We start from the raw sequence: 11,398 nt of genomic DNA, 5'->3' as shown, positions 1-11,398 counted from the left end.
AAATGCTTAAATTGGAAAACCCCATACGAGGTTTATCATTCAGTAGAGTTGCATTTGACTTGACAATTCAAGGTATAGAATAAATATTCGCACCCCATTCATTCATATAAGGATGATTGGGAACTTTAAAGTTTTCTAATGCATAAGCAAGTACCTTGTCAGGTTTTGAAATAGTAATTCCTTTTGAAAAAACTGCTGCAAATCCATTACTAGATCTATAAACTGTACTACTCTCAGGATAAATTTGATAGTATCCATCAGGTTTCCATGAAAAATAACCCCAACCTTTTTTATAGTTATCTCCAATAATCTCCATTCGAAGTAGATTCTGATTATGCTTAGATAATTCTATTCTACGCTTATCATAATACTCTTTAATAGCATCAGTAGAAAAAGCTTTGCAACTGCTTTTACTAGTATAAGGAACCCCCTTTTTTGTATATGCGTTTTGTATCCCCGTTGGAATATGTATACGTGCCTCATCATTATAATTAATAGCATGTGCTTTTGTACTTGTATAAGGCTTTAATACATCCGAAAATATAATATCCTCAGTTCCCTCATACAAAGGTAATAAGAGCTTAGAATTTCTTAACCACCCAAATCCATCTTCCTTGAACACTATATATTCTTCATTAAAAATAACAGCTAATTTATCAAAAAATGTATTCAATTGTTCTTCTAGGAACTGTCTTGTAATGGAGCGTAACTGTCCAACTTTCAAAGGGTATCCACTAATCGGCGTGGATCCTTTTTCCACTAATGCATTTTGCAATGATTTCCACATTTTTTCAGTTTCAGAAAGAGTGATACTTTTTTTCGGTTTCATATTTTTTTTAGCAGATGTATCTTCCACATTATCATCATAATCCCAGTCATAATCATTTTTTAAATTTTTATTGTTCTTTCGATTGTATACTTTTTTCTTCATAAGTTTTAAAATCCCATCTCGTAATTGATTAATTGCGCTTAGCTGTCTTAACTATTTAGGTGCACGCACATCATGATTGAAATCCTTTGTTGCTTCTGCCATATATCCAGCAATATCTTTGCTAGATGCTTTTTCTTTGCCCCATTTCTTCCCTATATCTTCTGTTTTATCATTTTTTTTAGATTTCACTTTATTCGATACATCTGTTGTTTCTTCTGTAGGTGCAGGTGTTGTATCTGCAAAAGAAACTTCTGGCACACCTTTAACTATTGTTTTTTGAACTTCCTCTTTGTTCTTATGTTTCTTTTTCTTTTTTCTTTCACGACGATGTTCTTCAGAAACAATAGGGCCTACTTTTTCATTACTATCTTGATCTGATTTAATTGTTACAGACGCTTCATTGGTATCTAATACTACTGGTTTTGGAATCACATAGGTAGAACCTTCGCTAGTCGTAATTTGAACGATCCCTGTTGAATGAATGATAGTGTCATCTACAATTTCACCTTCATTGAATAACAACGTCCCTTCATAGACATTCATAATCTTTTGAATATCTTCTTCCGTCCATTCACATATACTATTATTTTCTATATTAGCATTATGTTTGCATATGGCATCTCCGAGAATAGCACGCATTTTTTCCATCGTAGGAGAAGATTTCTCTACTAACATCAATGCTGACACATATTCATCTTCATGAACAAATTCTTGCCAACAATCTTCAAGGGTCTCTGTTTCGATAGAACCATTACCTTCCGTATTGATAGAATGCGCAACCTCTCCATCCCATCGGTTAACCTCAAAATTACGTCTTCGTTCAATGAATACTTGTATCTTATTTGACATCATCACATATATGAGTCGTTTTATTTTCATAGTTACTCCTTCATACATAGGCATAGTGCCAATGATAGTATTACTACTCACCGAAGTTTGTGACATACTGCCATTGACACTACTATTCAATTATTAATTCCTTACATGTTAGAAAAACACTTAGATTTCCAATTGTGCAAGTTCATCTGCTATATCATCTAACTGTAAAAACGTATCTGCACGAAACTCATCACTTAATTCTGGCAATGGATTAGTATGGCGAAACATGGATACTACTTGTGAAATCATTTCACTCATATTAGAGAGATTATGCCAAGATTTCTCACCCCTATATAATACTTGCTCAGCATACCGTTCATATTGTTCCCAGTCTAAGGAAACCTGTATTTCTTTTTTACGGTTAACTACATATGTCATTTCATTAGAAATAGTTTGATGCACTTCTTGCCTACTATCTATAGTAATCTCATAGGTTGTTTCAATATCTTTTTCTTTTTTCAAATAACTATGTTGCTGACTCTCATATTCTTTTTTTACATTCTCTTGTAACCCATACAAATTTGATAAGGCTGTATTAATGGATGTTTGAAGAATCGATTGTGTTTTTTCAATCTTCCTTAATTCACTCTTAAAAGTTTCATAATTCGTTCCATGGTAGCCACATTTTTGTTTTAATCTGGATACAGATAAAGATGAGTTTTTCTGCACATGTCGTTTAATAGTATCTCCGATAGACCTCATATACTCTGTATTTGGCATAGAAACCTCATTTCTTATAACTCAGCTTTATTGTTTTCTTCTAACTCACCTTGCTGAATTTTTTCCTTTAATTCATTTAACTCTTCTTGCATATGATGTTTTTCATAGAATGCTGTTAAGTTATCCACATCATATAAAGGTTTCTTTTCTCCTTCTAATTCGATGGCATCAAAATGTTCAGATGATTTAGTAATAATCTCTTCTTTTGTAGGCTCAGATTGAATAGCATCGATGGCATCGAAGGACTCAGTAACTGAAAGAGTTTCCCCTTTTTCTTCTTTAAGAGCTATCAACTGTTTACGAATTGCTTCAGTAAACTTTTCTGTTTCTTCTGGAGATAATTTTTTATCTACTAGATCAGCATAGGGAACATTTTTATATCCTAAGGATTTAGCCGCCGCTATAATCGCTTCAAACTCTTCAAGTGTCAATAATTTTAAACCCGTTTTCACAAGGAAATCCACTGGCAATCCAATGCCTTCTTTATGAGCTAAGCGTTCTGCCATAGCTGACATACTTAAAGATTTACGTGTAAGTGCCTCTGGGGAGAAACGTGGTACTTTTGGCATTTCTTCAATACCTGCTTCTTTGGCTGCATCACGTAAATATTGATAATGTTCTCTACCAGTTTCAAATTCATCCGCCTGTTTCCATTCTGGATGGGAGTCAGATTGTTCCAATAAGTAACCATATTCTTCCATCTCTTCTTCTTCCATTTTAGGTTCTCCACGTCTTTCAAGAAGTCCCAAAATCACATTCGTCACTACGTTAACAATAATATCCGCAATAACTGGTGCTAATGGCCCAAAAACTGGTGTCAAGATTGGTACTAAGGCTTTACTGATACCGCCTAAAAATCCTACAGCTTTCATGCCTAAATCTTTAATAACTCCGCCTAATTTTGACAATCCTTTAATGGCACCACTGACAATTCCAGAACAAGCTTTTGCTACACTCTTAATACCAGATCCAATTGCTCTAACGCCACTACAGATTGCAGATCCAACTGACTTAATCCCATCCCAAACGTCACTCCAAAATCCCATAATAATACCTCCTATTTAAAATACATAGTTAATTTATTAATCATCAAATCCATATCACTGGAGAGTACTTTGTTAAATTGACCTTCATCTTTCTCTTGTAATTCAAAAAGTACCTTAAACATTTCTTGCATATTTGCAAAAAACTCTTTTCCTTCTTTAGCTTGTAATTGTCCGATACAAAAAGCTTTGTGACATAGATTCGTATCAAATATAAAATATTCTTTCATCACATGAACGTAATCATTAAAGAAGAATTTGATAAATTGTTGCCTTGCACTTTTTTCTACTTTAGAATCATAACACCCACTTAAAAGAAATTTTTTCAGATTATCATTGGCGAAAAAAGAATGTTCTCGTAATAAAGTTAAATATTCCTCTACCATATCGGATGTTAATGTCCCCTCATAGGAACTAAATCCTGGTATCACTCCGCAGCGGTTATGCGCCGCATAGTATTCATAACATTTTTTAGATAACCACTCTTTAACATTACTCATCTCATGATTCGATTTTTTATCATCTGTTTGAGACCGTGGTGTAATTTTAACTTGTACTGGTTTTTTCCAACCTTCTGTAATCACCACTGCTCGTCCAGTTTCTAAATAAGATAAGAAATCTCGTTGATCTTCATTAAGTGCCATTGTATTACCGATAGCTTCTTTATCGTCCTTGGCAAAAATCGTATGAACAATCTTCGTATTCGTGTTTTTCAATACTTCTGGTGTCATCTTATTAGGAATTTGATCCACAATGATTAATGATTCACCATACTTACGAACCTCTGCTAGCATATCCGCAAAGATTTCAACACCCCGTTTTTTATTGAGACTATCACCAGGTTCATATCGGCTCAATAATCGATGAGCCTCTTCTACCAAAGTAATATGTTGAAATGTATTATCTCTTTCATATTGATATTTAATGGCTTCTAATAAATTAGTAATGATGAAGCCCATGATTAGAGACTTTTCTGTACCATCTTTAATTTCTTCTAATTCAATGACTACCTTTTTTGTCACTAAATCTTTGAAATCAATGCTTCTTGGCGTATCCAACATCATTCCTTTAGCCCCTACAGTCAACGCCTGTAAGCGAGCTTTCAAGGAACCGATGTAATCATTTTTAAGACGCTCATCAAATCCTTGACGATCCACTACTTCTTCCACAACACCCAAATAATCCGTAATGGTAGGGAATGCAAAACTATCTGCCACAAATGGATCTTCTTCTTTACCAGTTAATGGATTCACCCATTTAGAGCTACGTACATCCCAACCTTTTTTCTCATACACTTCATAGGTGGCGGCCTCTATAATTTGTGGAATAGCTGCTTCCATTTCAAAGGCAGAGATAAAAGATGCTTTCAACATATCTGCACGGCTTGTAATCGATTCACCTGGAAGAATCTCGAATGGATTTAAGAAGAATGGCGCTATATCCTGACGACCTAATGTGAAGTACAGTATATCTTCTCCGCCTTGTTCATGCATCAATGTTCTATACTCTGTTTTTGCTGGTTCAATTACCAAAAATGGTAAGTCCGCATTCATCAGAATACTTTGACAAGTTGTTGTTTTACCACTACCTGTCACACCGCAAATAAATGTGTGTTTACTAAGATTCGCTTTTTCAAGATATACCTTATTTTGTTCTCGAACCTCACCATGATGAATTAAGGAACCAAGCTCGATATACTCAACACTAGCATCTACAACAAGGTCTTTCATATTAAGACCATATTCCACTTCATTTCTTGCCGCAAGACCTAACACTTCTCGCTGTGGCATCCCCATCATAATGCCTAGCTCTTCTACAGTGAGCCATGTACCAATCGATTCAGACTGATTTGATATGCTAGGCACTTTGGAAAATGCTGCCTTCCAACGAGATGTGGGATGATCTAATACAGGAATCTGCAAGTTTTCAAAAATATGACGAGCTTGTTTAGCATGTACATTATCTCGATTTTTATTATCTGTTAAATCAATAAATCCTAAAGGCTCTACATTTCCTTTTTCACCACCATATAAAGACATCATCGTGTTTGCCAATCGATACAAAGTAGCTGGATTTTGTGATGTGAATAGATAACTCGCCACCTCAAAACTACCTTTACTTTTCCCCTTATCAATACGCGTCATAAAGGTTTCATCTAGATATTTGAGCCAATTGAGGACCACCTTTTTAGTGGCTTCTAGAGAATACGTAGTTTGCGTTGATACACTGTCCGTTTCTCCCGAGCCATTAGATTTGCTATGATTTTTTTGAACAGATGTATTTTGGCTAGTGCTCGTCCTCGTATCATTACTATTGGATATATTTTTTGAGTTCGTAGTACCCTCTGTTGTAGTGCGCGTTTTTGACCATTGACTCGTATTAGAAATACTTTTAGATGTACTGTATTGGTAATTGACACTATCATCTGCCGACACAGTTTCACTAATCGAGGTTGAATTAGACTCTGAACTGGAATTAGAGCTAGACCTATCATTAGTATTCGTATTGCCATCTGACTTAGAGTATTGTTTAGGGTTACTATAACTTTCACTATATCCAGTAGTCTCTCCAGTCTGATCATTAGTACTGTCATTTTTAGACGCATTTAACTGCGATGATGTATCTATTCTAGTATCAACGCTGTCAGACTCACTTCTTCCTACTGATTCACTTGTGTCGTGAGATTTGCTAGTACTAACAGTTTTACTGATATTCTCTGATTCATTGGTATTGTAATTCCATTGATTTCCCAATGTTTCTTGTTTGGTAATCTTTGCCAATGGCTCTAACTCATTGTGAAGCTGATTGATTTGTTCTGTTAATGCCAATACATCTCGACCATTGCATGCTCGTGCAATAACAATTACACCAAACTCACTACCCACCATCGTATCGATAAGGCGTTCCGCTCCTTGAAAGTCCTTATTTTCTCCTAAATGCTTTTCTATAAATCCTGGTACACCATTCATATAGCCAGCATATTTAGCAGATTGAATACGCTTCATGATTAATACCTTATCTTGTGATGTTTGTTCCGTAATCTTACTACCCACAAAATTACCTTTTAAACTTGGTTCAATCATATGCTGTGCATAGGATTTTACACCTAATTGGGTAATACCTGTTTCATTGTCTTGACAATGGTAGAGATTTTTACTAACCCCCATGTAAATATTTACTTTTTGGGCATCGCCTAAAATCATATATAAGATATTGGCTTCATCCATTCCTCTGAAAGTTCCCAATACGTTCTCAATAGCTTCTCGTTTTAAACCTTCTTTTTCGGAATATACTAACTCATCAATCCGATATAAATACCATTCATCCAAATCAATACGATCATCCGCATCCACATCTAAAATAGACCGATCCACTTCACCTTGGAATACACCTTCCATGCGTTCCATGCTATATCGTTCCATAGATCCCATCAAATGCTCTGCTTGCGAAAGACTCTGTGTCAATGCTTTCGATAGTTTTCCTTTTTCTTTCATACCCATCCCTTTATCTCTAAGTTATACACTATTATGCTTTTAGTTCCTTTGTATACACTTTCAAACCTGTCGTATCACCTTTGAAAGTATCTATATATGCCACTACGTATTCAATGGTATCAATAGATGTTTTCTTTATAAAAACCATCTTATCTTCATCTACTTCATCAATACGACAAATGACAGTTTTTGTTTCTGTGATTGGTAAAAAGTCTTTATACAACGCCCGTGAGTCTTCTGTATAATACAGTTCAAACTTCGATTCATCGGCCCAGCAGAAACTTCTCCATTGATTATATGGTACATCAAGATTAACCATGACTTTAAAGGTTCTGTTTTCGCCTTCACAGCCTAAATAATAAGGGAATCTATTTTCTACTGTTCCAGAATCACCCAACGCTACTTCATTCGTATTTACGATTTTAATATCTTTACCGCCACGACGACTACGAAGTAATCCAAATACAACACCCGTTTTACCTGTACGGATACGGTCAATCTGTATATTCCCCTCTTTCATTGCCACAGGAGTATCTGCACCAATCATCTCTGTCACTATCTCTCTATCCTCATCACTTTCTAAGGTGCTAAGAATAGATTCCATATGCATCGTACTACCCAATGGTGGATACAACCGGTATGCATTGGATGCATCTTTATGTAAGCTTTTCGACACATCTTTCACTACCTTTAATAAGGCATGGACAAATTCTTCCTGCACTATACGAGATTGACAAGAATTACCTGCTAGGAAAATATGAACTGGATATTGTACATCTTCACATCTAGCAAACACGGATAGTAATTGTGCCATAAATCTGGACACCCCTGTTTGAATATGTTGACGAAGAACATTTTGTAAGTGATATAAATTAATTTGCAATCTTACAGGTTTTCGTTGGATATTTCCATCTACTTTCGTATACAAATCAATACTCACTGGTCCATCGATAAATGCTTCTTTATAGTCCTTATGTTCTTCCCAAATAGGGCGCAACAATCGCATCAATGTACGCATATTTAAATGCGCCTCTTGCGATGCTTGATCCGTTTCCATCACTAATCGTTCACTACCAGCAAAAGCCGTCGCTTTTTTCGGTAGTACAATTTGAATCCCTTCTTGACGTAATAATGCAATATTATCCTCATACACCGTATACGCTAATAATTGCAATAAGTTCTCGCCACCTAAATATGGATCTCCGCCTTTACCAAATTGCTCGATTTCAAACTTCCGTCGTTGATTCGCTGGTTTTCGCTCAATACCGAAATCAAAATCAGTAGTACCCCCACCAAAGTCAAATACAGCGTAAGGGACTTCCTCGTCTTCCGATTGAGGCTCTAGCTTATATTGCTCTAATGCACTGATTGCATAGGCTGCTGGTTCACTAGCACCTGCATAGACTTCGAAGGTTTCCATTAATTCTTCGTCTTCTAAAATGCTTGGTGGTAATGACTTTTGTAAACCAATTTTAAAACTTTCCAATAGCTTTTCTTGAACATCTTTACCATAGTTTACAGGGAATGACAAAATATAGCTTAAATAAATACCATTCGTCATATTGTTGATGTAGAGTCCTAAATAATAAGCATACAATTCAACTGGGTCTATATATCTAGCACGATTTTGAATCGACAAGTACGGAATTAGTTCAATTTCATGACCAGACTCATCTTGTAAGACTTGATGACGCTTTTTATCATTCGCCCATTGTTTTAATTCACTGAAGGTGGCATAGTAGGTAGTGCTATTATCGATATTATCATATAAGTGTTCTGCTGCTTGGTGAGATACCATTAGGTCTTCCCATTTTGTATATGGTCTACCCGACTGCTGAGCATAATTTTTTAAGAAGTTCTTTAGATTACTAAAGTACACTGTGGTAGGATTTTCATAATCTTCCTTGCGAGGAGCCTGTGTATAATCCCCTGTACCAATCCGCAACAATCGTTCATCTGTATCACGACATGCTACCACTGTGCTTTTCGTACCAAAGTCAATGGCACATACACCTGTTTCTTTCACATCCAAATGAGGCGCTCTGGCATAGACAAAGGATGTGAAGGATTCTTCTCCAGTATTTGTAATATCTCTATCTAAGGCTTCTTCATAGAGTTCCCAATGACCGAGATTGGGATCTAATAATGTGTTTTCATGGTAAGGAGTAATATTGGCACGATCTGTGTCACAGTGTAATAGCCATTCTTTATATCCATCTATATCAACCACACGACAATCTTCCATAGAAATATTGTTAGACTTTAAAAAGGCTACTAATTCCATACGAATAGATTCAAACCGTCTATGGGATAAAAGCTTCATAATATCTGATTCAGACACCTTTTTCTCTTGCCAACATTTCAGAACTCGTTTGAAGTCTATTTCTACATCGAAAAGTTGAACGTGGTAGATTTCCTCATAAAATCTGTTATCATCAGGAGATATATCCTTAATATATCGCTCATTAGTCTGTAGCGGGAGTGGCTTAAAAGTACGCTTCCACGACATATTTGAAACAACAGAAACTATTCCTCCAAAATTTTCATCGACTAGATTAACGGTTTCTTCTACAGTTTTATCTACTTTCCCAGTAGTTATGTTGACTCTAGCTATCCCCAACTTATGAAGATTATCACGGTTTATTGTCATCTTAAACTGCGTATATAGATCCATCATCTCTTTAAACTTGGATAGGACCCGTTTTTCTTTATTTACTATACAATAATGATCTTTAGAAAGATTAAAGGATTCCTGAGACCCTAAGTTCAACTTATTTCCAGAAACTATTCCGCTAACTTCCCTAGGCTTTATTTGCACTGCATTATTAATCTCTGAGGATATATGTATAAAATCTTGCATAACCACATTAAATTCATCATATTCGCTTTTTTCAGCAATAGTAAATGTCAATGTCTTATTAAAAATATTTTTTAGCTTTTCAAAATGTCCCCTATTATCAGGTAGTTTATCAAAAAAATCTATTTTTTCTATATCCACCCGAAAAGGTCGATTCTTTTCTAATGTCACTTCGCTCATAATCTACTTCCTTATACTCGCACACAGCTTTTTCTAACACGCTCTTCACTATAGCTATTTTTAAACCCTTTGATATAAATCTTTTGAATATCGCCACGAGATGCACTGCCAGAAACCGCATCATGGTCATGTACATTATAAGTAGCTCCTACTTCTACTGTATCAATGACGATAATCTCATTTCCTCGTCCTTTATTAAATAGATCGCAAGCATACTCAAAATAGGACCACAATACTTTAAAGCTAGCTGTATCTTCGGATACCGCCGCTTCCTTTGCAGATTCCCAAATTCTTTCTAATACACGTTGGCTCATGGTGCTACTGATAATAAAACTTTCCAAGTTATTCAATTGTACTTCAGCACGAATATAATCTGTATAAGATTCTGGTAATGCTTGTATTGCGACAAATAGTTCTTGTCCTTTTTCAAAAGAAAGTTTCAATTTTTCTTGTAATGCTTTATTTTCTTTTTTATAGTTTTTACAAGTTGTTTCTAATTCACCTTTATCTTTTTTCAATTGCTGGCAATCTGCTTCTAAGGATTTACATTTTTCTTCATTATCTACGGCCTTCTCTTTCCAATGATTTAATTCTTCAGTTGTATTAGCAATGTTAGTCTTTAACTGAGAGATTTCATAATTTAAATCACTGATTTGTTGCGAAGATTCCTTCACTGTCTTTTGAAGCACATCATTTTGACAATTAAAGAAACGTCTAATCATGTCTAATAATCCCATATTTTCTTCTCCTTTTATACCGTATTGGGCTAATAAAGAGTTTACGTATTCATGAATTTCCTTCTGTTCTTCATGTACTCTTACATTGTCATCTTTTAATTTATGATATCTTTCCTCCCACTCTTTCTTCTCCTTATGGATACTCCGAAACATATTACGTAGTTCATTATAGTTTTCTTGCATTGTAGCATTCTTTTCTTGTAATTCATGAAGTTCTCTTCTGATAGATTCTACTTCGTTGGCTTGTTCTTCCATAGATATTTCATCACTTTGTTCTAATCCTGTTGCATGAGAAGATCCTATTTTGTCAGCAGTAGATTCTTCTTCGTTAGTTCGTAATTTTTTTTCTACCGTAGGACTAGATTTCGTAACACCAGCTACTCTCATCTCCCCCACAATTTCCTGCATCACTTTCCGCATCACTCGTTCCAACATATCTTCATCGATAACGATTTTTCCAAGTGTCAATTCTTTCTCCATCTTGAATTTATGATCTAAGTGCAACTAAAAAAGATTCATAGCTTTCTGATAAAATAGTGTTTGCAAAGACATCTAAA

7 protein-coding genes are annotated in these 11,398 nt (G+C 35.3%); all 7 read right to left on the bottom strand.

Translation table 11 applies throughout. From position 1 onward, the window contains the following. Positions 1 to 67: 67 nt before the first annotated feature. Entirely contained in the window at positions 68 to 931 is an 864-nt protein-coding gene (locus tag EO118_RS08475; RefSeq protein ID WP_127069495.1) for a hypothetical protein, read from the bottom strand. A 51-nt stretch (positions 932 to 982) separates the two neighbouring features. Further along, a complete protein-coding gene (locus tag EO118_RS08470) occupies positions 983 to 1,810 on the bottom strand; it encodes a hypothetical protein (RefSeq protein WP_127069494.1) in 828 nt (275 codons plus the stop codon). Between the two features lie 120 nt (positions 1,811 to 1,930). After that, entirely contained in the window at positions 1,931 to 2,530 is a 600-nt protein-coding gene (locus EO118_RS08465; protein WP_127069493.1) for a hypothetical protein, read from the bottom strand. A 14-nt stretch (positions 2,531 to 2,544) separates the two neighbouring features. Beyond that, complete coding sequence (locus EO118_RS08460) at positions 2,545 to 3,576, bottom strand: hypothetical protein (protein WP_127069492.1); 1,032 nt, start codon at positions 3,574 to 3,576, stop codon at positions 2,545 to 2,547. A gap of 11 nt (positions 3,577 to 3,587) precedes the next feature. After that, positions 3,588 to 7,067, bottom strand: a complete 3,480-nt coding sequence (locus tag EO118_RS08455) for a helicase HerA domain-containing protein (RefSeq protein ID WP_164726261.1) — start codon at positions 7,065 to 7,067, stop codon at positions 3,588 to 3,590. A 31-nt stretch (positions 7,068 to 7,098) separates the two neighbouring features. Further along, positions 7,099 to 10,104 (bottom strand): hypothetical protein, encoded by a 3,006-nt coding sequence (locus EO118_RS08450; protein WP_127069490.1) that lies wholly within the window; start codon positions 10,102 to 10,104, stop codon positions 7,099 to 7,101. Positions 10,105 to 10,115: 11 nt separating this feature from the next. Then, a complete protein-coding gene (locus EO118_RS08445; protein ID WP_164726260.1) occupies positions 10,116 to 11,309 on the bottom strand; it encodes a hypothetical protein in 1,194 nt (397 codons plus the stop codon). Between the last annotated feature and the right edge of the window lie 89 nt (positions 11,310 to 11,398).

The organism is Veillonella sp. 3891, from assembly GCF_003992315.1.
Classification (GTDB): domain Bacteria; phylum Bacillota; class Negativicutes; order Veillonellales; family Veillonellaceae; genus F0422.
Note: the sequence above shows the minus strand (reverse complement) of the source record. Positions and strands in the feature narration are given on the sequence as shown.